Genomic DNA, 22188 nt, shown 5'->3' on the forward strand with positions numbered 1-22188 from the left:
CCCAAGGAAACGACCAGAGAGGCAATTGGTTCAATAAAAATGCATTCCGGGACGTGTGATAAGCAAACGAAGAACGGCGCCGCAAGCGGCACCGTCCTTCGCTATTTGTATAGTCTTTTCAGTTACGGAGCCGTGCCGGTGGCCGGCGTCTGTGTACCCGTACCCGTTGCCGGGGTCTGCGTATCGGGGGTCGCCGGGGTTGCATTTGGTGTGGTTGTCGTAGGGTCAGGCGTTACAGCCGTGTTTCCAGCTGGGGTATCGGTCGTCTGCTCGGTCGCAGCAGGCGTCGCAGTGTCATCCGTCCCCATTTCCGAGGGCAGCCAGACCAGCAGGGCCAGAACGACGCCAGCCAGCAAAATTATCAAAAGAGGCCATTTCGACCTCGAAGAGCGCGGCGCGATATCGTCCGGTACCCGCTGATTGTTCAGCGGATCAACCGTCGGATTAATCTGCGGGCTTGCCAGTCCGCCCGGAAGCACTCCGGGATTTGCATTGCGGTTGTCGCTGGGATCAAAACGTTGATTCATGGCAGTCGTCCTTTCGAGAAACGGAGCCTGTTCCTGAATACGGTTTAGGCAACTGCCTAACAAACGTCGTTCTGAAGGATAGGTTCCCGCGAAAGGGGGGTGCTTATGCCGAAACAGGCGCCGTACATCGGTACGGCGCCATAAGAGCTTACAGAGGTTCGAAGGTTGCAGCAGGGATTTGAAGCGCTGCTGCGACGCGCTTCAGCCTGCCGGAATCCGTGTCTTCGCCCTTTTCTATTTTCAGGATTTCGACGTCCGTCAGGCCGCAGGTAACTGCGAGATCTTCAAGACTATATCCTGATGCCTCCCGGAAGCGTTTGACAACGTTTCCAGCGTCGAGACGCTGCAGCGGCATGGAGTCGGACGATGGAAGTGGAATGGTCATAAACAACTCCTTCGGTTGTTCGCACCGGCAAGGCGGTCGGCACGTGAAGGTGACTTGCGGTGATATGCATTTCTCGGATGCAACTGGCGCTGCTCGAGTGCGGTGCAATATAAGTCTAAACCGTGGCGATGCAAGCCATTTCAAAACTGCGGGATCTTGTAAGCTCTATGGGAAAAAATTTCTTTTAAAAACAATAGATTAATCAAGTTTCGCGGCAGTGCAAGCGAGGGGGTGGCATCATAAGTTGTTGCGATGCACAAGGCCCTGTTCTATGCTTGCTGGGTAAAAGCGCGTGAGACGTTGTGTTCTCTTGCTTCCGGTCGTCGACCGATCGGGGCGACGTCCTGCAAATTCCGGATACGGTTTGCGGCGGAGTGAAGCGGTCGCCGCAGCGTGCGCGGCAGGCCTTATTTCGAGGACCGGATGTGAAAATTGCGAAAGCCAGCCTTATCACTGCCGGCGACAACGGTGCCTATGCGATCGTGGCGCTTGCCCTGTCGCTGTTCGTCTTTGCCTATTCGGCCCGTTTCGGCCAGGCGTCCATTCTGCTTTACTATGCCCTCTGGCTGCCTCTGCTGCTGGTGGATTACCGCGGCGTCCTGGGCAATCCCGCCCGCTATGCCTGGCTTTTCGCCTTTGCGATTTTCGCCTGTCTGTCTTTTTCCTGGTCGGCCGCGCCCGGGGTGACGGTCAGGGCCGGGCTTCAATATTTTTCGCATGTCGTCTGCGCCGTCATTGCGATGCGGGTCATCGATACGCGCAGCATGACACGGGGATTGATCGCCGGGACCGGGATTGTCCTGGCCTATTCGCTGCTGTTCGGCGTTTACCACCTCGATCCGCTCGATGGCGGCTATAGTTTCGTCGGCGCCTTTGCGTCCAAGAACCAGCTCGGTTTTTATGCCTCGCTCGGCGTCTACTTTGCTTTTGCCTGCGTTTTCCTGTTGCGCGACCGGGGCATCTGGATTTTTCCCACGGCAGCCGTTGGCTTGATGTCGGCCTATTGTCTCTACGCGTCCCAATCGGCGACTTCGGCGCTCACCACGGTTGCGGTCATCGGTATCAGCCTTGGTCTGCATGTCCTTGCTCCTTTGTCACCGCAAACCCGCAAGACGGTGTTCGTGGCGGTCGCGATTGTCGGCGTGGTTGGCGTCGTGGGTGCAATTTACGGGGGCGCCGTCGATAGCGTCCTTGGCATATTCGGTAAGGACTCGACATTGACGGGCCGTACCTACCTCTGGCAGCAGGGCATAGAGGCGGCCGGAGCCACCCCCCTGATCGGCGTTGGCTACCAGGCTTACTGGGTACAGGGTTTTGCCGAGGCCGAACGGCTCTGGGAAGAGTTCTATATCGGTTCGCGCAGCGGCTTCCACTTCCACAATACCTTCATCGAGACGATGGTGGAAACCGGGTTTATCGGCCTGCTGCTGCTGTGTTCGGTTCTGCTGGTCACCGTCATCGGCCATCTCGGCCGGATGCTCTCGCAAAAGGTAGCGACAGAGTCCTCGATACTCTTCGGCGTTGCGATCCTGCTGCTGATGCGTGCCTTCGTGGAGGTCGATACCCTCAATCCCTACCATGTCGGCTCGTTTCTCCTCTATTTTGCGGCGGGGCGACTGACCTTGCCAGCACATCGCGCATCTCAGGCGCAACCCCGCGCCTTCGCGCCGATGCCAGAGGATACGCATCTGCGCAGCGTCGGGCTTTCCAGCCTCTTCGAAAGACCGGCGCGATGAAGACCATCTACGGCATCCAGTATCTAAGGGCCTTCGCCGCGCTGGCCGTGGTGGTGTTTCACGCCGCCGAAAAGACCGGGCATCACTTCGCCATCGGCGCTGCCGGCGTGGATGTCTTCTTTGTCATCAGCGGCTTCATCATGTGGGTCATCAGCGACCGGCGGCCACTGACGCCATTGGCATTTCTCGTCGAGCGTATCCGGCGCATCGGGCCTGTCTACTGGCTTGCGACGCTGGTCATGGTGGCCGGAGGCCTTGCCGGTCTTTTTCCCAATCTGGTGGTAACTGTCCAGCATCTTGCGGCCTCCCTGCTGTTCATCCCGGCTCGCTCGCCCAGCAACGGCGAAATCTGGCCTGTTCTCGTACAGGGCTGGACGCTGAATTTCGAGATTTTCTTCTATCTCGTCTTCGCGCTGTCTCTCACTCTCCCGCGCCGCTTCCGGCTTGCCACGGTCGCCGCCTTCTTCGTCCTTCTGGTGCTCGCCGGGGGACTGTTCGAAACCGGGAATGCGCTTTTCCTGACTTATACCCGTCCCATCATGCTCGAATTCGTCGCCGGCATGCTGATTGGACAGCTCTGGTTGACGGGCAGGGTGCCAGGCCCTCGTACAGGCATGCTGCTGGTCGCCGCCGCTCTTGCCGGATTTGCAGGGCTCGAAATATTCAAGCTTCCCTTCGATGCGTTCAAATGCGGCCCGCTCGCCATCGCTCTGGTTTCGGGAATCCTGGCGCTGGAAGCAGCCGGCAAGGTCGGCCGGTGGCGGCCATTGGCGTTCCTCGGCGACGCATCTTACTCGGTTTACATCTGGCACACCTTTGCCATCTCCGTGCTTGTCAAATTCGGCATGGCGGCCGGAATCGGCTCTGGTATCCTGTTTCCCGCCGCTGTCGTTGCGGGGGTGATTGCCGGCTCGATTGCCTATGTCGGATTGGAGCGGCCGCTGACGCAATTGCTGCGCTCCAACAGGCCGAATACATCGCCCAAAGCCGTTCAGGCAAAAAACGCTTGAACAAGGCAGGCGCATGCGTGCCAAAACCATGCATCCCGTTGATCCAGACCGGATCAGATGATCCAGGTTGGGACAAATTATTCCGCCGTTAACGTCCCCCATCAGTTGTCATGGGTAATGTGGCGTTGCGGTAGTCTCGCATCGCATCACGATGATACCCTTCGATTGCACTGCCAACGCCACGGAAGTCACCGGCAGGTTTGATTGGAGACAGACGATGCGAAAATCCGTTCTCAACGCCCTTGGGCAGCCGCTGTTCTTCAGCGACACATCCACCGCCTTCTTTTCCGCGACCGGTTCCGGCGCGACGCTGAGCGGGACCCAAGGTCACGATTCCATGTGGGGTGACAGCGCTGTCAATGTTACCATGATCGGCGGCGCCGGCGACGACATCTACTACCTCTATTCCGCAATCAACCGTGCGCAGGAAAGTGCCGGCCAGGGCATCGATACGATCAGCACCTGGATGAGCTATACGCTGCCCGCAAATTTCGAAAATCTGACGGTAACCGGCAATCTGCGCTACGCGTTCGGCAATACGGCGGGCAATATCATCAAGGGCGCCTCGGGGAGCCAGACGCTTGACGGTCGTGGCGGAAACGACGTCCTGAGCGGCGGCACGGGCGCGGATACCTTCATCTTCACCAAGGGAAACGGCAGCGACCTGATCACCGATCTCGGCGCCGACGACACGGTGCGGCTGAACGGCTATTCGCTCACCTCCTTTGAGCAACTCCTGGACAATGTAACCCAGGAGGGGGCTAATCTTCGCCTTGATCTGGGCGGCGGCGAGAGCCTGGTCTTTGCTGACGAAGCGCTCGGCGACCTCCATGCCGGGCAGTTCGAGTTGAGCCTCGACCGCTCCATGCTGACGCGCACCTTCAACGACGATTTCAATACGCTTCAGCTGGTCAAAGGAACCTCGGGCGTGTGGGAGGCAAAATACTGGTGGGCGCCGGACAAGGGGGCGACATTGCCGGCAAACGGCGAACTGCAGTGGTATGTCAACCCGCTCCATGCGCCCACCTCAGCCGCGAACCCGTTCTCGGTGGCGGGCGGCGTGCTGACCATCACGGCCAAGGAAACGCCGGCAGCACTCAGCGGCGAGGTGGAAGGCTATGACTATACCTCGGGAATGCTGACCACCCATGCGACCTTCGCGCAGACCTACGGCTATTTCGAGATCCGGGCGGACATGCCGGGCGATCAGGGCGCCTGGCCGGCCTTCTGGTTGCTGCCGGAGGACGGCTCATGGCCGCCGGAGCTCGATGTCGTGGAAATGCGCGGACAGGACCCGAATACCGTGCATGTCACGGTTCATTCCAACGAAACCGGCGAGCAGACATCCGTTCACAGCGCGGTAAGCGTTTCGGGCACCGAAGGTTTTCACACCTACGGCGTTCTCTGGCAGGAAGACGAGATCGTCTGGTACGTCGATGATGTGGCCGTCGCCCGCGCCGATACGCCGTCGGACATGCACGATCCGATGTATATGATCGTCAATCTTGCTGTCGGCGGCTCGGCCGGTGCGCCAGGTGCCGATTTCTCCGACGGGTCGCAGATGAGGATCGACTACATCCGCGCCTATAGTCTGAACGACCTCGCGTGACAGAGGTTGCGTGATCTTTCCGGCGCGCGTTCTTCGAGGCGCGACGGAAAGGACCTATTCCGCAGCCTTCAGAGGCTGTTCGATATAATATTTCTCGTAGCTCTTGCGGTATTTTTCCGCAGCGCCAAAATCGCTGTATTTGCCGAGCTGCCCCATATCCGTCTTGTTGAGCATGACGCCGAGGATCTTCGCGTTGAATTGCGGATCGGATTGCAGCACATCCCGTACGAGACGGGCGGGGGTCTTGCCCCATTCCACGACCATCAGGAAACCATCGGCAAACGGCGAGAACGCCTTCGCGTCGATGACGGGTGCCAGCGGCGCAAGATCGACGATGACATAATCGAAGGCGCTGCGGGCATTGCTGATGAGCGCCTCCATGCCGGGCGAAGCCAGAAGCTCGTTCGTGTGGTAGAGATGGTCCCGCGGCGCGATCGGCAGAATGGCAAGCCGGGTCTGCGGATCCACCCTGATGCCCGCACGCCAATCGCTTTCCCCCAGCACCGCTTCCAGCAGGCCGGTTTTGGGTGGCGGTGAGATCATCCGGCTGATGGCCGGATTTCGAAGGTCGGCGTCGATGAGCAGCGTCTTCTTGCCGGCTGCGGCCAGCAGTCCGGCGAAATTCGCGGCAATGGTCGATTTTCCTTCGCCCGGCAGTGCCGAGACGATGCCGATGACGCGGTTAGGCCTGCCCTGCAACATGACGTCGGCCGCAAGTTTGGCGTTGCGCAACGTCTCGGCAAAGGCAGATCGTGGCGCTTCCACTGCAATGCGCGTCATCCGCGTCAGGGGAATATCTGTGTCTGGCGCGGTTTTTTCCGGACCGTTCTTTGCGTTTTGACGATGCCCCTTGCCCCAGAGCCTCTTCGTCTTTTTGCCGACGAATGGCACATATCCAAGCGACTTATGACCGAGAACGGAGCGGATTTCCTCTTCGAGGCGAAAGAACCGTTCGCGGAACTCCTGAACTGCCGCAATCGCGCTGCCAAGTATCAAGCCGAGAATGATGGAAAGCGCCATCACCATGGTTCTCTTGGGGCTTGAGGGCGAAACCGGAGTGCCGGCTTCCGAGATGACCCGGGCCTTGGCGATCGGGAAAGACCGTTGCTGCGCGGCTTCCTCATAGCGTCCGAGATAGGATTCGTAGAGTGTCTTCAGCGCTGTTGCCTTTTGCTCCAGTTCGCGCAATTCCACCAGCGACCTGTTGTCCTGCGAATTGCTTCCGACCAGTCCCTCGATGCTCTGGCGCAGCGAGGCTTCGCGGGATTTTGCCACCTCCATTTCGTTGCGGTAGCTGGCGGTAATCTGCTGCAGCTCGCGGAAAATCTGGCGGGCGAGGTCGCTCTTTTCATATCTCAGGCTGACGGCCTGCTGGTGATCAGGCCCGAAGTTCTCGGTCACCGCGTATTCGCGCTTGCTGATCGCGAGATAGCGGCTGCGCAGATCCTGGATGACCGTGTTGTCGGTTTCCTTGGAGGAGACCGTCGCATTGTTGACGGCGTTCTCGGCGCCTTGATCAATAATCGACTGATACTGGTTATACCGGGCGGAGGCCGTTGCCGTGTCGGCCTGGGCAACGATCAGCTGCTTGTTGAGGTCCGAAAGTTGCTGCTCTGACATCAGTTCGCCGCCGGTCGACGTGAGGCCGTGCTCGGACCTGAACTTCTCCGCATCGAGCGCGGCGGCCTGCGCGCGCTGGCGGAGATCGGTCAGCCGTTCCTGAAGCCAGACGGATGCACGTTCGGTGGCGTCGAAATTGGCGTTCAACTGGTCGGTGAGGTAGGCGGTCGCATATGCCTTCGTGATGTGTGCGGCGAGCCGCGGATCTGTCGACTTGTAGGAGAGGGCAACCACCGAGCTGCGGCCGACTCGTTCCACCGTGATTGCCTGCTGAATATAGGCTGCGGCTTTTTCCCGCCTGCCGTTGCGCAGAGCTTCCGCGGATATTTCGCGTTCGCTGCCGAACATCCCGGTGACGGATCGGAGCGCGGATTTGACGCCGGACATCAGTGATTGCGGCGGATTGAGAACGGTCTCGTTTTCTCCGAGCTTTTCGGCATCGACGACATGCAGCGCCAGTTCGCCCGATTTCAGGATTTCGACGGCGCTCGATATTTTCGTGTCGGCCTGCTGGGCGCTCTGCGGCGAAGGCACGTCCTCCGCATATTTCGACAACTCGTCATCCAGCAAGATATGGGTCTGCGACGTGTAGAACGGTGTGGCGCTCAGGAGATAGAGACCGCCCAGAAGGAAGAAGAGGATGACGCAGATGGCAACGACCTTCGAGCGCCGCGCCGCGATCGCGGTCAGACGGTTCAAGTCGATGAATTTGTCGGAATCATCGCTCTGAACCGGCGGAACGGCGTTCAACGGGAGGGGTCTGTGATTCATGGGCCGCTGGCTCTCCAGATGCATATTCAGTTTCTCAATCTCCCCCTCAAACATGTCAGGGGTGAGATTCAATGGTGTTGCAAAGCCGACTAGCCTCTGCCCGTGGTCTCCGCCACCGGTTCGCCCGCCGGTCGATTGCGCGACAGCGGCGCCAGAAACCGTTTGAGGCGCACGGCGATCGGCATTCTGAGATGGTATATCGCAGCCGGGTTCTTCATTGCGGTTCTGACGACGCCGGACAGCGAGCGGGCCTTGATATGGTCGACGAGCAGAACGAAGGCCCGCGCGTCTTCCAGGCTGCGCTGCCGGCGTTCCTGGGCCGCTTGCGACGCTGCGTCGAGGCTGTTGTCGCGGACAAATGTCTCATCCGCCGCAAGCATTGCTTCCACATGGTGAAGCTTCAGGACCCGCGATATCGAACCGCTTCGTATATAATAGGTGTAGCCCGCGCTCGGTTCCACCGCACAGATGCCGCCCTTGGCGAGAGCGGAGGCCAGCAGCAGATAATCTTCGCCGATCGGCAGGGTTTCATCGAAACGGAGGCCGTGCTTGGTCAGAAAGCGGCGCTCGAAGACCGGTTTCATGTAGCCGTAGTTATGCTCCGAGCGAAACAGCACGTTCGAATCGATGAAGGCAGGCAGCGTCAGCGTCTTCAGTTGCGCCAGACGGGTTTCGTCAAACATGCGCCGGACTGTGCCCTCAAGCATAACGACATCGATATTGTCGACGACGATCTGGGCATTCGCCTGTTTTGCGCGCGCGATCATCCGCGCGGCACGATCCGGCGCCACCATATCGTCCGAGTCAAGAATAATGATCCAATCGCCCTGTGCCGCTTCCAGCCCCGCATTGCGGGCGCCGCCCGGGCCACGGTTCCTGTCGAGGCGGATAAGCCGGACACGCGGATCGGTATAGGCAGCGACGGCCGCAGCCGTTCCATCGGGAGAGCAATCATCAACGACGATCACTTCGATGTCCACGCCTACTTGCGCCAGCGCGCTGTCGATGGCACGCCCGATCGTGTCCTGCGCCTTGAATGCAGCCAGAATGAAGCTTGCCTGCGGAGCAGCGTTCACCATCACGATCTCGCCTCCGCTGTTCCATATTGCTCGATTTCCCGTACGCCGAGAAGACCGACGAAGACGCCGGCATGCAACGATGCCCGGAGCACGAAGCGATTTCGGCGAACCGGGAACAGACAGAACGCGAGTGCCGCGAGCCCGCAGTAGCCGCTCTTCGCTCCGGCAAGGGTCAACTGGCGCATTTTTCCGGCCGCACCACTGCCGGCGTCAATCAGCCGCCCATGCGTCTGCCCGAAGCGGAATTTCCGCTTCGCAAGCCAGGAAAAGACGGCGCGCTTGGCCGGCACGGGTTCCTGCACCCAGGCTGCCGGTGCATAGGCGATCTCGCCGCCCATCCGGTACATATGGGTGAAGAACTCGGTGTCTTCGCCGCCGCTGCGCCCAAGCTCCAGCTTGAAGCGTCGTCCGGCGAGGCAAGGGGAGGCGAGCCGCAGCAGGACATTGCAAGTGTAGCCGGTGATGATCTGTTCTCCGACGAAGACCGGAAAGGTCGAATGAAAATCGCCGCGCTGCATCCAGTCGGGAGCATCCGGGCCGTAGACGGCCCGAACCGGTCCCAGCACCGCATCGGCGCCGGTCACGTCAGCCGTCTCCATCAGCCGCACCAGCCAGTCGCGGCATGCGATCTCGTCATCATCGATAAAGGCCATAAAATCCCCGGTCGCGGCATCGAGGCAGGCATTGCGGGCAATGGAAATGTTCGAGGCCGGGCAGTGCACATAAACGATCTCGTGGGGTACGAGGCTGCGCACGGCATCCACCCGCGCCGCCGCGCTCGGCGCAACATCATTATCGGCGACGATGATCCTGAGCCGTGCGCCTTCAGGGACGCTCAGATCGCCGAGCGAGCGCAGCGTTTCCGTCAACTCGGTACGCCTGTAGGTGCAAAGCCCGATATCGATGCGAATGGTTTGTCCGCGATTATCCATGGGCCGCCTCATGCGAAACCACGCGGCGCCTGCGGATATCGAGAAGCTCGCGCCAGAAGCCCGCCGACCAGGCGAAATGCATGACCATGGCGGAAACGGCGGCAAGCGGCCCATAGGGGTTGCGTTGGCCGAGCGCCATCCAGGCACCATAACCGAGGCAGGCCAGCGCCCAGAGGCCGAAGGGGATGACGGCCACCCAATTGACGATGGCGAGCAGCGCGCCGATTGCGATGGGCACCACCGCCAGCGGCAGCATCTGCCGGAGGCTGGGCATGGCACGATGCTTGAGGAAATTCTTCGCGCGACCGCGGCCATAGCCGAAATACTGACGGAAAAGCGCTGCGGCACTGCTGCGTGGATAATAGATCATACTGGTCTTGTCGGTCATCCAGATGCGATAACCTGCCTTGCTCAGCCGGTAGTCAAACTCGGCATCCTCATTGTGGCTGAACATCTCGTCATAGCCGCCTACGGCGCGGAATGCGGAAATCCGCATCACGGCGTGATGCCCATGATTTGTCCAATGGCCGACGGCGCCCGTCCGGTGCTTCGAGCCGCCGTTGCCGAGCTTGGAGTTCTGCGCATAGGCGGTTGCCTTCTGGAATGTGCCGAAGCCGACCGTCTGCATCGCCACGACCACGGAATCCGCGCCTGTCGCCAGCGCTTCCTGCATCAGCCGCTGGCAGTAATCGGCCGGGTATTCGCCATGCGCATCGATGCGGATCATGTAATCGTAACCGTCGCCGAGCGTGGCAACCGCCAAATTGATTGCGGCACTCTGGATCTTCTTGGGATTGTGCATGAGCCGAACCTTCGGATTGACGACCGCAATCTGCTGGACGATCTCGCAGGTGCCGTCCGTGCTGCCGCCATCCACCACCACGAGGTCGGCATCGAGATCGCCGATCGCGCCGCCGAGCTTGAGGATCAGCGCTTCGATATGTTTCGCCTCGTTCAGGCAGGGAATGATGATCAGGCTGCGGCCAGAGGTCATGTCACCGGTGCTCATAGCAGTCCACCCTCGTTGCTCTGTGTTTCGTGAATATCGCTGAAGGCGGCGGAGCGATCGCCGCCGGCGCGAAGCGATGCCAGCCGGCTGACCAGTCTTCGGCAATCGGCCTTGTCGAACACCCAGCTGCGGGCACCGACATCTGCCACCTTGCGGAATTCCGCCTCGTATCGCTCCGGCGTCATGGCACCCAGAAGGCCGACCAATGCACCGCTGTCCGCCCGGTCGAGAACGAGCCCGATCGACCGGCTTTCAAGAAACCGAGCGGTTTCGGTACCGCGCATGGCAACCGGCACGGCGCCATGGCGGCAGCCTTCGTAGAGACGGTTCGGCAGGAGCCAGCTGGAATTCAAGCCTTCCTCGAAGAAGTCGATGGCCCATGAAAACTGGACTTCGTCATAGATGCGGCCGAGATCCTCGGGATTTCTGTACGCTCCTTGAAAGCTTAGATAGGGCTCGCTTTCGACAAAATCGTTGAAATCCTCGAACTCCGAATAGGCCGGCCGGCCGCGCAGGACGATTTCGAATCGCCCGTCCATCGCGCGTGAAAACGCGGCGAGAAGCTGCAGCGATTTGCGGCAGCGGAGCGCGCCGAACCAGCCGATTTTCCAGGGAGTCCCGGCCGCAGGCGGTCTCGGTTGCGGGTGCGCCATTGCGTCCGTGTCAAATTCGATGACCTGGTTTTCCAACAAAAGCACCGGCGCCTTCAGTCGCGACACAGGCCCGAAATAATGCTCGACGAATGCAGGGGAACTGGTAATGAGCAGGCTGACATTGCGTCCCAGATATCCCTCCGCCATGCGCAGGGCACGTCCGGCGGCATCCTTGCGCAACAGCAGACGGTGGATGTCGAGGCATTCATAGACGATCGGCACGGCACCGCCGAAAACCGCATTCGCCCTGTTGGCGAGCGCGAGCATCTCCAGATTGCGGGCGATGATCACGTCCGGCTTTGCACGTCGGCTGAGCTTGCTGCCGATTGAAAAGGCGGCCCTGCCGACCGCGGCGATCCGCTGACCGAATTTCCCATCGAGGGTTACGCCAAGATCGATGAAATCATTGTTGTCCGTAGGTACATCCGAGCCGCGACGAAAACCGGCCACTGTTACCTGGGCGCCGCCCGCCTCCAGCATCAGGATCCGGCGTCTGATCGCCGGGTCCGTCACATCATGCACGAGGTACAAGAGGTTCAGCATGAAAACGTCCTGTTTTCCGCCCGGCTGAATGCCAAGCCTAGGTCAATTTCTTGTGCGCCGCAACATTCCTGCTGCGAAAGCTGTCGGCTCAATTGAGCACACAGGTGACGGACTCGGGAAAAACGCATTTCTCATCTGGTGCGGTAAAGGCGACACGGTCGATCTGCATGCGGGCCGGATCCTGGTATTCGAACTTGCCCATCCAATCCGTGAATGTGTCGCTGCCCCAAAGGCTGAAGAAGATCTTCTGGTCGTTGACCGGTATTTTCGAGGGATCGGTGACCTCCTGCACGAGGGTGCCGTTCACAAAATAGCGCAAACGCGTCTTCTCCCAGATGAAGGCGTAATCGTTGAAGGCGGCATCCGCGCCACCGGCGATATCGATCAGCTTCTCGTTGCCACCCTTGGCCGAAATATACTGGTTGACCTGAACCTTGCCGGAATCCTTGCCAAGCACTTCGAAATCGATTTCGTCATGCGGCTTCTTGTCGGTCGGTCCGATATAGGTGAAGAAAGCCGAGTTGAGGCCGGAGCCCGTGGCCGTCTTGATTCTGGCTTCGTAAGTGCCGTATCCGAAGCGTTTGCGGGTTTGGATTTCGCCGCAAATATAGTCGCGTGTCTTGCCGGCGCCTTTTTCGAACGTCAGGTCCAGAACCCCGTTCGCAACCTTGACCTGCGTCTTCGACCAGGTGCAGTTCTGGTGTGCGCCATTGTCCCAACCGTCCGAAATATACCAGACCTTGCGGTCGATTCGGTCAAAATTGTCAACGAAGGATTGTCCTGTCTTCGCGTCCTGCGCCTGTGCCGAAATGGCGAGACCAGCCGTGGCAAGGGCCGCAGCAGCGGCGATTGTCCGGGCATTCAAGCATATCGTCATCATGTCATTTTCTTTCGGTTTGCGTAGCTCTCGGTCCAGTCTTTCGCGCCCGCCGGTTCTTCGCCCGGTCGAACAGCGGAGGGTAAGGTGCGGCTCGCCCGGCAGCCTGTGAGCACGGCGTGCAATCCCGGGGTTACGCGCTTGGCCAGAGTGTGGGTGATCACCAGAACGACGAGCGTCAGAAGCGGCGCCAAAACGTAAAACAGCGGGTAATGCTGCGCTTCTGCCATCCGGTTCCAGAGCATCCAGAAAGCGATGAGCAGCGGATAATGCGCGCAGAAAATCCAGAAGCTCAGGCCCTCTGTCCGCGCCAGCCGGGTGCCCAGCGGAATGCGGATCAAAATTGCCGAGATCGCCCACGAGGCGACAATGCCGCTGATTGCAATCAGGTTGCGCGCCACATCGACAAGCGGGGGATGGTCAGGACCTGTCCGGTACAGTGCCGTTGCCAGCAGAGTGGCCACAGTCAGAAACACAAGGGCGATCTTTTTCGCATGGCGGTCCAGTATGCGGATATCGATCCTGTACAAGCTTGCATAGATTCCAAAGGCGAAGCCGAACAGAATGCCTTTTTTCAGGAAGATCAGTCCTGGCACCGGAAGGATTGCATAGAGAAACAAGATCGCCAGCGTGATTCGCGGATATTTCTGCACGGCGAGCCCGAGTAGGGGCGCCAGGATGATGCACAGCAGCAGATCCCTGAGGAAATAGAGCGGCATATTGATCGGCAGTCCGTCGATGGCAAAGGCGAGTGTCGTCAATTCGTGCGGCCCCGCATGGACGATGTCGGGAAGATAGCCGAAGCCAATGCCGCGGCTCTGCGCGAGCATCACCAAGCCAAGAAAGGCGAAGTTCCAGATGAGAAAGGGGACAAGGACCGTCCGGGATTTCGACCGCAACACCTTGCCGTAGTCCAGGCCGGCAAGACCGCGCCGAAACAGAAGATACCCGGAGATGGCGCTGAGGCATGGCACGCCAACGCGAAACAGGCTGTCCCCGACGAAGACCCGCAACCAGTCGATGAAGCCGTTTTCGCCCAGAAAAGGGCTTGTCTGCGGATCGTAGGGAACGTGCACGAAGACGATTCCGGAAATCAGCAGAATGCGCATCAGATTGATCCGCGATGAGATATTCGCGTCGATAGCCAAGGCCTATCCCCTGTTTGAGCCGCTCCTCCCAAGGCGACCATTTCAACCAGAGCAGATCCGAACCTGCAGCAGCTAGAATAGAACAATCCGTGTGGATTAATATGGCACTGCAGCAAAAAAATCCGCTTCCATGCTGCGTTGCACGCGAATGGATCTTCTCAGGTGTGGGTCAAAAGGAGTGCAGTTTTGTCCTTCGAAGGCGTAAAAGCGTCTGTTTCACAGCGCTTTGAAGTATCTGCACATATGCCGATCAACACGCCGGACGATTGGTGAGGAGAGCGCGAAAAATAGCAGTGCATGGGCGGTTTTGCAGCTCAAGGTTTATGAAGATATCGTCCGCGTGGCGATACTGTGCCGAATTAAGGCGTTTAAAGGCACCTTGTCGTGACGGGATAATCCCTAAACGATACGGCCGCGGTTTTTGATCAGCTGGAAAATTTTACCAAGAAGCGACCGTTCCGAAAAAAGGATGAGCCCTGCATATAGAACGCCGCCGGTAATGGCTCCCGCCACAACTTGAAGAACTGGATTGGGGAGGCTCGCTCCGAAATGATCCAGCAGGAAACGCACTGCCAGCGCCATGAGCAGCGCCATCATCATCGGCCGGCAGCTGATGGAGAAGCCCTTGAGAAACGGTGTCCCGTCAGCGCGAAAGACCGCCCAGGAATAGCCGACGAGGGTTACTGCATTAACGATGCAGAGCCAGATCATCGCATCGACCAGGGTGCCGGTCGCAGCACCGTAGGCGACTGCTAATGTCGTGGCGATGGCGCGCACGACCGCCGACCAGAACAGAGCCCGGCCATGCCCGACGCCCTTAAGATAAGGAATGAACGTGCTGCAGGGGGTCAGGATGCCCTTCGACAGCGCCAGAAGCCCCAGCACCGGCCAGGCATAGGCCCATTGCGGACCGAACAGGATGCGCATTGCCGGTTCCGCCAGCGCCCAGATACCGAACATCATCGGCGCAAGCAGCACAGTGGTTACCTGGGTCGAGAACAGCAGCGCCTGGGAGCGGCGCTGCTTGTCCTCCACCATGCCGCTGAATGCCGGGAAGAGAACGCCCATAACAGCCGACAGCACCACCTGGTTGGGAATGCTGGCAAAGCGATTGGCGGCTGAATAGGCACCTGCGTCCGCAAGGCTCAGCGAACGGGAAATAATCACCATCGGCGACTGGAAGGTGATGAAATTGGCGATCTCGGAGCCCATCATGCCCAGGCTGAAACGGCTCAGTTTGAGCACCCGCCCTGGATGGAAAACAAAGCGCGGCATATAATGCGAGACAGCGTAGAGACCGCAAAGCCGCACCAGTGCGGACACGAAAAGCTGCGCGATCAATGCCCAGACGCCAAAGCCGAAAAGCGCCATGACGACGGCGACGATCGCACCCGTCGATTCGGCAATCATCGACCAGAAAGCCTCCTTGCTGAAATTCATTCGCCGCGCCAGCAGCGAATAGGCCACGTCGCCGCCGAGCTGGAGCGGAATGAGAAGGCTCATGATTTCCAGGAGGTAGCTTGCCTCTGGTGCGCCCAGAAGGGCGGCGAAGGGCACAGCGTAGGCGTAGAGTCCGATTGCCATCAGGATGGCGATGGCGAGATTTGCCCAGAAAACCGAATGGACCGTCTCCATCTCCTCCTCCCGCTGGATAACCAGCGCCGAAGTCAAACCTGCGCCGCCTATCATGGCCAGAAACTGCACCACCGTCAGCGCAACCGCGACGCCGCCGAACTCCTCGGGCGACAGGATGCGCGCCAGGATCGGCACGGTGACAAACTTGAGGCCGAACGTACTCGCCTTGGATAAGACGCTCCAGCCGACATTGCTCGTAACGGATTTGACGTTAACTGTGGGAGGCATGATAGGATGGTCCTGTTCGGTGATGAAGGATCATGGCCGGGCAAGAAAGCGCGGGGAGGCGCAGGGGAGAAGTGCCAGCAACAACGTGTATAGAAACCGCAAGGACGAAAAGATGGCGAGATTCACGGTTGTCATTCCCTACTATCAAAAGCAGGCCGGGATTTTGCAGCGGGCGCTTGCGTCCGTCTTTGCCCAGAGCCATCAGGATTTCGACATTCTGATCGTCGATGACGAGTCGCCTTTTCCAATCGAAACCGAACTGGGAACATTGTCGCTTGAGCAGCGGGCCCGCATCCGGGTGATCAGCCAGGCCAATGCCGGACCGGGTGGGGCCCGCAATACCGGGCTCGACAATGTGGCAACCGGGACGGATTTCGTCGCCTTTCTTGATTCGGACGACAGCTGGACGCCGGATCATCTGGACAATGCGAAGATTGCAATGACGCAGTTTGGGGCCGATTGCTATTGGGCTTCGATTACCGGCGGCGACGCCTTCTACTATCATTTCGACATGGTGCGGCTGGAGAGGACGGAAAAGGCCGTACGGCTTTCCGACAAGCCCCTGATCCTCGAAGTCCCTTCCTTTCCGAAGGTCATGCTGCGTGACTGGGGTTTTCTGCATCTCTCCTGCATGGTGATCGGCCGCCGCCTGTTCGAAACCGTCCGTTTTGCCGCAGCCCTTCGTCTGGCTGCGGAAGATGTGTTGTTCTTCTGCGATTGCGCTATCGCGGCAAAGCGCGTCGTGCTGTGCAACGAACCGGGCGCCGTGCGCGGAGAAGGCGTCAATATTTTCCATGGTATCGATAGCGATTCTCCGCAATTTCTGTCGCAGCAGTTCAACACCTGGGTTGCGCTCGACACTCTGGAAAGCCGGTTTCCCCAGAAAACCGAGGAGGTCGTTTCCATCCATTCCTACAAACAAACCGCCCGGAAACAGGCGCTGTGGAGCCAGGCGCGCCGGATCAGGCGGCGGGAGATGCCGCAGTTCAGTCTGCTTGCGCGCTGGGTGATCCGGGATCCCCTGCTGATCCGAAACGCGCTTCAGCTTGCGGTCGGCAGGCTAACACGGTAACCTTCGCAGGTGCAGCATTTTTCTTGCCACATCTTCCATCGCGTTACGGCGCGTGCTTGCCACGGCTTTTATGCCTTTGCCAATGCATTCAGGAGACGGTCATGGACCCCTATTATTGGGAATCGCAACACGGGAATTTCGGCGACGACCTTAATCTCTGGCTGTGGGACTTTCTCCTCCCGGGGTTCCGCGACGTTCAGCCCGAAACGCTTCTGGTCGGGGTCGGGACGGTCCTGAACCGGGTGCTTTTGCCCGAAGGCCGGCACAAGCTCGTGCTCGGCAGCGGGTTCGGTTACGGCGCGCTGCCGGACATGTCCGACCGCCGCGAATGGGACATACGATGCGTTCGCGGCCCCTTGACCGCCCAGAAAGTCGGCGTCGATGCGAAGCTCGGGATCATTGATCCGGCTGTCATGGTCACCGAGATGCCGGAGTTCAGAAACCTGCAGAAAAAGCACAGGAAGAGTTTCGTTCCCCATTGGGAATCAGCGGCGGCAGGGCTGTGGCCGGTCGTCTGCAGCACCGTCGGCGTGCACTATATCGATCCGCGTGGCGAGGCAAAGAGTGTTATCCGCGAGATCGCCCAGTCGGAGTTGATCATCGCCGAATCCATGCATGGCGCCATCCTCGCCGATGCCTTTCGCGTGCCATGGGTGGCGGTTACCACCTCGGATAGCATCAACAGCTTCAAATGGAACGATTGGGCGCAGACAGTCGGCGTTACCTACAAACCGCGTCATATTCCTGTTTCCACACGGGCGGAGGCGATCGCCAAGGGCGCAAAATTCTGGGGGGTCGGCTTCGAGCCGCAACAGCCCCGGCCCGAGGATCCCAACAAGCTGGAGATCGATGCCGAGGTGCTGGTTGCCCCGGGCGAGCCGCGACAAACCTCGCTCAGGGCCGCCGCAAAGCAACTGCTTGCCACCCCTTCGACCTTGTCACTTTGGCAGGCGGCGCGCGCAACGCCGCAGCTCAGCGCTGATTCTGTTCTGTCGGAACGCAAGGAGCGGTTTCTGACCGTGCTGGATAGCGTGCGCCGCGCCTATTTCTGACGGCGCGCACCGTCGCGCGCTGGCTGCTGCAGCAGGTAGCGAAGCGCACCCGAGCCACCGAGTGCCACGGGCGCCGCTTGCGCGCGGGATCGAAAGCGGTCGGTCTTGTCCGCGAGAATGCCGCCTGCGATCGCGGGCAGGGCCGAGGGACGGAGAAGCGCATGCAGAAGCGCTGCCGCGGCACCCGATCGTTTTTTGACGTCGAGAAATTCCCGGAGTTCATAGCGTCGACGGATGTGGCGCTCGTGACGGCTGACGAGGGTGCGGGCTTCCCCCGAGAGGGTGTTTTCCGCAAGTATTGCCCGGTCAGCCTCGTAAAGCCGCTGGAGGTCGATGGTCCGGTGACTGCCGCTCAGTGAATTGCCGCGCACCACGGCGCCGTAACCGCAACTGTGAATGATGGTATAGCGAGCCCCCTTTGTCAGGGCGCGGACATACAGATCGTAATCTTCCCCCAGTCTCAGGCTTTCCTGGTAGCGCAACCTGTGTTCATCCAGAAAAGCGCGCCGCATCAGCGGTTTCAGGAAACCGATCTCGCCCCGCCGGACGCCGCGTTTCGAAATATTGCCTTCGATGAATTCCAAAAGGCTGATCGCCCTCGGTGCGGCATCGAAATCGTCAAGTGCCAGATGCGCGGTCGCTGCATTTTCCTCGTCGACAAAGGCAATATTGTCAGCGATGAAATCCCAATCCCGGTGCGAGACGAGGTTCTTCAAGCGGCCGGGAAAGAAAAAATCGTCGGCATCGAGAATAGCGATCACAGGTGCGGTCGAGATCGAGATTGCACGGTTGCGGGCTGCCGCTGGGCCTTGATTGACCTCGAACCGGGCAATTTTCAAGCGCGCTGTTCCATCATCCGCTTGACGAGCGATCGCGGCGGTTTCGTCGCTCGACCCATCATCGATGACAACGACTTCGGCCGTTTCCGGCTCGGCCAAGGCCGAGCGGACGGCGCGCCCGATCGTGGCTGCCGCATTTTTCGCTGCAATGATGACGCAGACGTTGGCATTTGCTCTCATGATCCCGTCCTCTATCAATGTGGCGCCGAAACTAATCCGGGCCGGACGAAGGGACAAGGCAAGATGTTGCGGTTGCGAAGAGTTTCGTGCCGCATTCGGCACAGGTGCGTTACGCACAGCTTGAGAGTCAGGACTTCAGCTGACCGCGATTGTTGCCGACACGAAGCGGCTTTGGCTCCTTGTCTTCCGCCGATGCGGTAGACATGGCCTGTTGACCCTGCGCAAGCCTGCGGCGTTCGCGGCTTTCTTTGGAAACAACAAAAAGAATAGCGACAAAATATCCCAGTTGCAAAAGAATCGCGCAGGCGATCGTCTGCCAAGCCGTCGTCCAGACGGAACCAGTCAGCAGGAAGGTAACCACTGCAAAGGCCACCAGGGCACCCAACATGCTGATGAACACGCGAGGTGCGAACATCAGGACGACCCCAAGGCCATGTCTTGATCTGCAAACATCATCGGAAGATACCTTCTCCTCGTAGGCGTTTATTAACATATCGAAGCCGGCCCTCAGATACAACCGATATCCGAAGACTATTTACTCCTGTTTCTGTGTGATTTACGGCCGGAAAGCTTAGTTTCCATTTAAATTCGTCTGTCAATTGCAGAGCAAGCAAGGCATTTCTTGCGAAGTTTTTGACATGCAGGTTAACGAGTTCACTTCGCGGGATGGAGGAGAATCGCGGCGACGCGCTGTGGACCTATTGCTGACATATTTCTCAGGAGCCTGACGTCCACGACATCCCCAGGTAGATTGAGATTTATAAAATCAATTAAAGACTGCAGAAAAACGACATCCTGGTCAACTTTTGTTACAAAATTAGCCCGCCGTAATAAAAACATGTGCAGTGCAAAAGAATGGTGCGATGCAAAAAAATCTCTGCGGCAGAAGAAATTTCATAGTAATTTTTCTTATAATTCAGTTCATTCCTGTATTTCAACAAAACCTAAATCGCTTTAAAAGTCTCATCCGGCGGAAATCCATGGCAATATCGGGATCCATGTTCCACTCCGTGGCAATACATATCCGGAATTATACTTTCTCAAGCGAGAAATAGTCAGCGTTCCTGTCCCAAATTTTTGATTTTACATTGACATCTAGCCGTCGTGATACGAAATGAGGCAGAAAACTGCCTTTTAAAATCGGATTCTCCGTTTACACTCCCTGCTGCAATAACCGCTCATGCCCTCACGGGATCCGACCAATCGCCAACCCAAATGGAGCTATCTCCCATGAAGTCTGCGACTCGATCGGCAAGTTCGCCGTATTTTACCACCATCGCATCCGGAGAGGACCGGCCGATCGGTGGAATATCGAAGAGGGGGTTCGATATTGTCACAGCACTGCTGGCGCTCATCGTCTTCAGCCCGATTTTTCTGCTTTTGATGGCGCTTGTTAAATTTTCCGATGGCGGCAGCATCTTTTATGGCCATCGCCGTGTCGGCCATAATGGACGCTTCTTCCACTGCCTGAAGTTTCGCACGATGGCGCCGAATGCCGACAGGATTCTCCAGGACCATCTCCGCAACAATCCGAAGGCCTATGAGGAATGGCAGGCGACACGCAAGCTGCAGCACGACCCTCGGGTCACGGTGATCGGCAGTGTTCTGCGCAAGCTCAGCCTGGACGAACTGCCCCAGCTCCTGAACATCATCCGCGGCGATATGAGTGTCGTCGGTCCCCGTCCGGTCGTGGAAGACGAGCTCGAACTGTATGAGAATTCCGCAGTCTATTACCTGAAATCGCGCCCTGGCCTGACGGGCCTCTGGCAGGTCAGCGGCCGCAACGACGTCTCCTATGCGACGCGGATTGCCTTCGACACGCATTACGTCACCAACTGGTCGATGATCAAAGATGTCGTCATCGTCGCAAAAACCATTCCTGCCGTCTGCCTGTCGCGCGGCAGCTATTGATCTTACCGCTGTCGAAGCCGGTGCAGCCTGAGGACAGGCCGCACCGCTGGCTTGAGACGGGCCGGCTTAAGTTGCAAAAAGGGTTCTGGATGATGCGATACCCTTCGAGACTATGGCCGTCGCCAGGCGGTCGCACGGTGCGTTCAGCCCGCGTCTGCATAGTGGTGGTTGCCGCTCTGAGCGTCTTCCGTGCGGCTTTTGCGGGAGACTATACGCTGGCTGCGATGGACAAGCTGAGGATCCGTGTTGCCGAGTGGCAGACGGCGGAAGGGTCCGTCCGGGACTGGTCGGCGGTCAGCGGCGAGTACACGGTCGGCGCTTCCGGCAGCATCTCCCTGCCGTTTCTCGGCACACTTGTGGCGTCCGGGAAGACCACTGATGAGATCGCCGGGCAGGTCGGCATGGAATTGCAGAAACTGTTTGGATTGCCCGACCGTCCCTCGGCCTCGGTGGAGCTTGCCCAGTACAGGCCGATCTATCTTGCCGGCGAGGTGCAGACCCCGGGCGAATATCCGTTCGCGCCGGATTTGACCGTGCTGAAGGCCGTAAGCCTCGGCGGCGGCCTGCGCCGGCCGGAGAGCGGACAGCGCTTTGCCCGCGATTTCATCACCGCGCAGGGCGAATCCTCCATAAATCTCGCCGAAAAAAACAGGCTTCTCATCCGCCGGGCGCGTCTGCAGGCGGAAATCGCCCGGAAAAACGACATCGTCGTCCCTCCGGAGCTTTCGCAAGTCGCCGATGCTGCCAGCCTGATTGACAGCGAGAAGGCCCTGATGGCGTCACGCGACAAGCGGCAGAGGCTGCAATTGACGGCCCTGAGCGAGCTCAAGGCGCTGCTGCAAAGCGAAATCGAGGCGCTTGCCAAGAAATCCGAAACACAGACCCGGCAGCTGGCGCTGGTTGTCGAAGACAAGGGGCGCGTCGATGTCCTTGCGGAAAAGGGACTGGCGCTCAGTGCCCGAAAGCTCGCGATCGAGCAACGCCTTGCCGATCTGCAGGCGGCACTTCTCGATATTGACACGGCCTCGCTGAAAGCCAAGCAGGATGTCAGCAAGGCGAGCCAGGACGAGACCAACCTGCGCAACGACTGGGATGCGCAACTGGCCCAGGAACTTCAGAACACGGAAGCGGAACTGGACACGCTGGCCCTGAAGCTGGCGACCAGCCGCGATCTCATGACCGAGGCTCTGCTGCAATCGGCGGATGCCGCCGAGATGCCGCGTCCCGGCCAGATTGCCAGCATTTCCTATGCCATCGTCCGGCAAAAAAATGGGACATCGGAAAGAATAGCCGCCGACGAAGGCACGCCGGTCGAGCCCGGTGATGTGGTCAAGGTCGAGCCGGTCGCAACCACGCAATAGGTGAGCTTGGG

General features: G+C 59.1%; 19 protein-coding genes. 7 read left to right on the top strand and 12 right to left on the bottom strand.

The features are described from left to right. Positions 1–122: 122 nt before the first annotated feature. Together PY308_RS05415 and PY308_RS05420 are read right to left on the bottom strand one after the other, a co-directional pair. Positions 123–527, bottom strand: coding sequence for a hypothetical protein (locus PY308_RS05415; protein WP_275789045.1), 405 nt, complete (start codon positions 525–527; stop codon positions 123–125). Positions 528–675: 148 nt separating this feature from the next. Next, positions 676–912, bottom strand: coding sequence for a helix-turn-helix domain-containing protein (locus PY308_RS05420; RefSeq protein ID WP_275789047.1), 237 nt, complete (start codon positions 910–912; stop codon positions 676–678). A gap of 425 nt (positions 913–1337) precedes the next feature. Between PY308_RS05420 and PY308_RS05425 the strand changes: the two genes are divergently transcribed. From PY308_RS05425 to eglC, 3 genes are all read left to right on the top strand, one after another. Continuing rightward, the gene (locus PY308_RS05425) at positions 1338–2648 is read left to right on the top strand and encodes an O-antigen ligase family protein (protein ID WP_275789048.1); all 1311 of its coding nucleotides are present in this window, start codon (positions 1338–1340) and stop codon (positions 2646–2648) included. Further along, on the top strand, positions 2645–3658 hold the full coding sequence (locus PY308_RS05430; RefSeq protein WP_275789050.1) for an acyltransferase family protein: 1014 nt from the start codon (positions 2645–2647) through the stop codon (positions 3656–3658). The genes PY308_RS05425 and PY308_RS05430 overlap by 4 nt, the downstream gene beginning before the upstream one ends. Positions 3659–3875: 217 nt before the next feature. Continuing rightward, positions 3876–5267, top strand: coding sequence for an endo-1,3-1,4-beta-glycanase EglC (gene eglC, locus PY308_RS05435; RefSeq protein WP_275789051.1), 1392 nt, complete (start codon positions 3876–3878; stop codon positions 5265–5267). Between the two features lie 54 nt (positions 5268–5321). Here the strand turns inward: eglC and PY308_RS05440 are convergent, their stop codons facing one another. The 8 genes from PY308_RS05440 to PY308_RS05475 all read right to left on the bottom strand — a co-directional run bounded on the left by PY308_RS05440 (position 5322) and on the right by PY308_RS05475 (position 15762). Beyond that, a complete protein-coding gene (locus PY308_RS05440) occupies positions 5322–7658 on the bottom strand; it encodes a polysaccharide biosynthesis tyrosine autokinase (RefSeq protein ID WP_275789054.1) in 2337 nt (778 codons plus the stop codon). An 89-nt stretch (positions 7659–7747) separates the two neighbouring features. Beyond that, positions 7748–8737 (bottom strand): glycosyltransferase family 2 protein, encoded by a 990-nt coding sequence (locus PY308_RS05445; protein ID WP_275789056.1) that lies wholly within the window; start codon positions 8735–8737, stop codon positions 7748–7750. Next, the gene (locus PY308_RS05450) at positions 8737–9669 is read right to left on the bottom strand and encodes a glycosyltransferase family 2 protein (protein ID WP_275789058.1); all 933 of its coding nucleotides are present in this window, start codon (positions 9667–9669) and stop codon (positions 8737–8739) included. Before PY308_RS05450 ends, PY308_RS05445 begins: the two co-directional genes overlap by 1 nt. Then, the gene (locus PY308_RS05455; protein ID WP_275789060.1) at positions 9662–10678 is read right to left on the bottom strand and encodes a glycosyltransferase family 2 protein; all 1017 of its coding nucleotides are present in this window, start codon (positions 10676–10678) and stop codon (positions 9662–9664) included. The genes PY308_RS05450 and PY308_RS05455 overlap by 8 nt, the downstream gene beginning before the upstream one ends. Continuing rightward, entirely contained in the window at positions 10675–11874 is a 1200-nt protein-coding gene (locus PY308_RS05460) for a glycosyltransferase family protein (RefSeq protein ID WP_275789062.1), read from the bottom strand. Before PY308_RS05460 ends, PY308_RS05455 begins: the two co-directional genes overlap by 4 nt. 88 nt (positions 11875–11962) lie before the next feature. Beyond that, the gene (exoK, locus tag PY308_RS05465) at positions 11963–12754 is read right to left on the bottom strand and encodes an endo-1,3-1,4-beta-glycanase ExoK (protein WP_434064202.1); all 792 of its coding nucleotides are present in this window, start codon (positions 12752–12754) and stop codon (positions 11963–11965) included. Then, positions 12751–13899 (bottom strand): acyltransferase family protein, encoded by a 1149-nt coding sequence (locus PY308_RS05470; RefSeq protein WP_275789063.1) that lies wholly within the window; start codon positions 13897–13899, stop codon positions 12751–12753. The genes exoK and PY308_RS05470 overlap by 4 nt, the downstream gene beginning before the upstream one ends. 399 nt (positions 13900–14298) lie before the next feature. Continuing rightward, positions 14299–15762, bottom strand: coding sequence for a lipopolysaccharide biosynthesis protein (locus PY308_RS05475; protein ID WP_275789065.1), 1464 nt, complete (start codon positions 15760–15762; stop codon positions 14299–14301). A 112-nt stretch (positions 15763–15874) separates the two neighbouring features. Between PY308_RS05475 and PY308_RS05480 the strand changes: the two genes are divergently transcribed. Together PY308_RS05480 and PY308_RS05485 are read left to right on the top strand one after the other, a co-directional pair. Continuing rightward, complete coding sequence (locus PY308_RS05480) at positions 15875–16834, top strand: glycosyltransferase family 2 protein (RefSeq protein ID WP_275789067.1); 960 nt, start codon at positions 15875–15877, stop codon at positions 16832–16834. Between the two features lie 101 nt (positions 16835–16935). Next, positions 16936–17886, top strand: coding sequence for a polysaccharide pyruvyl transferase family protein (locus PY308_RS05485; protein WP_275789069.1), 951 nt, complete (start codon positions 16936–16938; stop codon positions 17884–17886). On the opposite strand, the gene PY308_RS05490 is transcribed toward PY308_RS05485, so the two are convergent. Together PY308_RS05490 and exoX are read right to left on the bottom strand one after the other, a co-directional pair. Beyond that, complete coding sequence (locus tag PY308_RS05490) at positions 17877–18905, bottom strand: glycosyltransferase family 2 protein (RefSeq protein WP_275789071.1); 1029 nt, start codon at positions 18903–18905, stop codon at positions 17877–17879. The two genes, PY308_RS05485 and PY308_RS05490, sit on opposite strands and share 10 nt — an antisense overlap. A 127-nt stretch (positions 18906–19032) precedes the next feature. Further along, on the bottom strand, positions 19033–19320 hold the full coding sequence (gene exoX / locus PY308_RS05495) for an exopolysaccharide production repressor ExoX (protein ID WP_275789072.1): 288 nt from the start codon (positions 19318–19320) through the stop codon (positions 19033–19035). A gap of 815 nt (positions 19321–20135) precedes the next feature. Between exoX and PY308_RS05500 the strand changes: the two genes are divergently transcribed. Continuing rightward, positions 20136–20816, top strand: a complete 681-nt coding sequence (locus PY308_RS05500; RefSeq protein ID WP_275789073.1) for a sugar transferase — start codon at positions 20136–20138, stop codon at positions 20814–20816. Positions 20817–20908: 92 nt separating this feature from the next. After that, positions 20909–22177 carry a polysaccharide biosynthesis/export family protein gene (locus PY308_RS05505; protein WP_275791026.1) on the top strand — a complete coding sequence of 423 codons (1269 nt, stop codon included), beginning with the start codon at positions 20909–20911 and terminating at the stop codon, positions 22175–22177. Positions 22178–22188: the final 11 nt, after the last annotated feature.

The organism is Pararhizobium gei (genome assembly GCF_029223885.1).
Classification (GTDB): domain Bacteria; phylum Pseudomonadota; class Alphaproteobacteria; order Rhizobiales; family Rhizobiaceae; genus Pararhizobium; species Pararhizobium gei.

Excerpts from the sequence above, each read along its gene's own strand:
- PY308_RS05415 (WP_275789045.1), bottom strand. The coding sequence starts at position 527 with ATGAATCAACGTTTTGATCCCAGCGACAACCGCAATGCAAATCCCGGA.
- PY308_RS05490 (WP_275789071.1), bottom strand. The coding sequence starts at position 18,905 with ATGAGAGCAAATGCCAACGTCTGCGTCATCATTGCAGCGAAAAATGCG.
- PY308_RS05480 (WP_275789067.1), top strand. The coding sequence starts at position 15,875 with ATGGCGAGATTCACGGTTGTCATTCCCTACTATCAAAAGCAGGCCGGG.
- PY308_RS05460 (WP_275789062.1), bottom strand. The coding sequence starts at position 11,874 with ATGCTGAACCTCTTGTACCTCGTGCATGATGTGACGGACCCGGCGATC.
- PY308_RS05505 (WP_275791026.1), top strand. The coding sequence starts at position 20,909 with ATGCGATACCCTTCGAGACTATGGCCGTCGCCAGGCGGTCGCACGGTG.
- PY308_RS05450 (WP_275789058.1), bottom strand. The coding sequence starts at position 9,669 with ATGGATAATCGCGGACAAACCATTCGCATCGATATCGGGCTTTGCACC.
- PY308_RS05420 (WP_275789047.1), bottom strand. The coding sequence starts at position 912 with ATGACCATTCCACTTCCATCGTCCGACTCCATGCCGCTGCAGCGTCTC.
- exoX (WP_275789072.1), bottom strand. The coding sequence starts at position 19,320 with ATGTTCGCACCTCGCGTGTTCATCAGCATGTTGGGTGCCCTGGTGGCC.
- PY308_RS05500 (WP_275789073.1), top strand. The coding sequence starts at position 20,136 with ATGAAGTCTGCGACTCGATCGGCAAGTTCGCCGTATTTTACCACCATC.
- PY308_RS05485 (WP_275789069.1), top strand. The coding sequence starts at position 16,936 with ATGGACCCCTATTATTGGGAATCGCAACACGGGAATTTCGGCGACGAC.
- PY308_RS05475 (WP_275789065.1), bottom strand. The coding sequence starts at position 15,762 with ATGCCTCCCACAGTTAACGTCAAATCCGTTACGAGCAATGTCGGCTGG.
- PY308_RS05445 (WP_275789056.1), bottom strand. The coding sequence starts at position 8,737 with ATGGTGAACGCTGCTCCGCAGGCAAGCTTCATTCTGGCTGCATTCAAG.
- exoK (WP_434064202.1), bottom strand. The coding sequence starts at position 12,754 with ATGATGACGATATGCTTGAATGCCCGGACAATCGCCGCTGCTGCGGCC.
- PY308_RS05430 (WP_275789050.1), top strand. The coding sequence starts at position 2,645 with ATGAAGACCATCTACGGCATCCAGTATCTAAGGGCCTTCGCCGCGCTG.
- PY308_RS05440 (WP_275789054.1), bottom strand. The coding sequence starts at position 7,658 with ATGAATCACAGACCCCTCCCGTTGAACGCCGTTCCGCCGGTTCAGAGC.
- eglC (WP_275789051.1), top strand. The coding sequence starts at position 3,876 with ATGCGAAAATCCGTTCTCAACGCCCTTGGGCAGCCGCTGTTCTTCAGC.
- PY308_RS05455 (WP_275789060.1), bottom strand. The coding sequence starts at position 10,678 with ATGAGCACCGGTGACATGACCTCTGGCCGCAGCCTGATCATCATTCCC.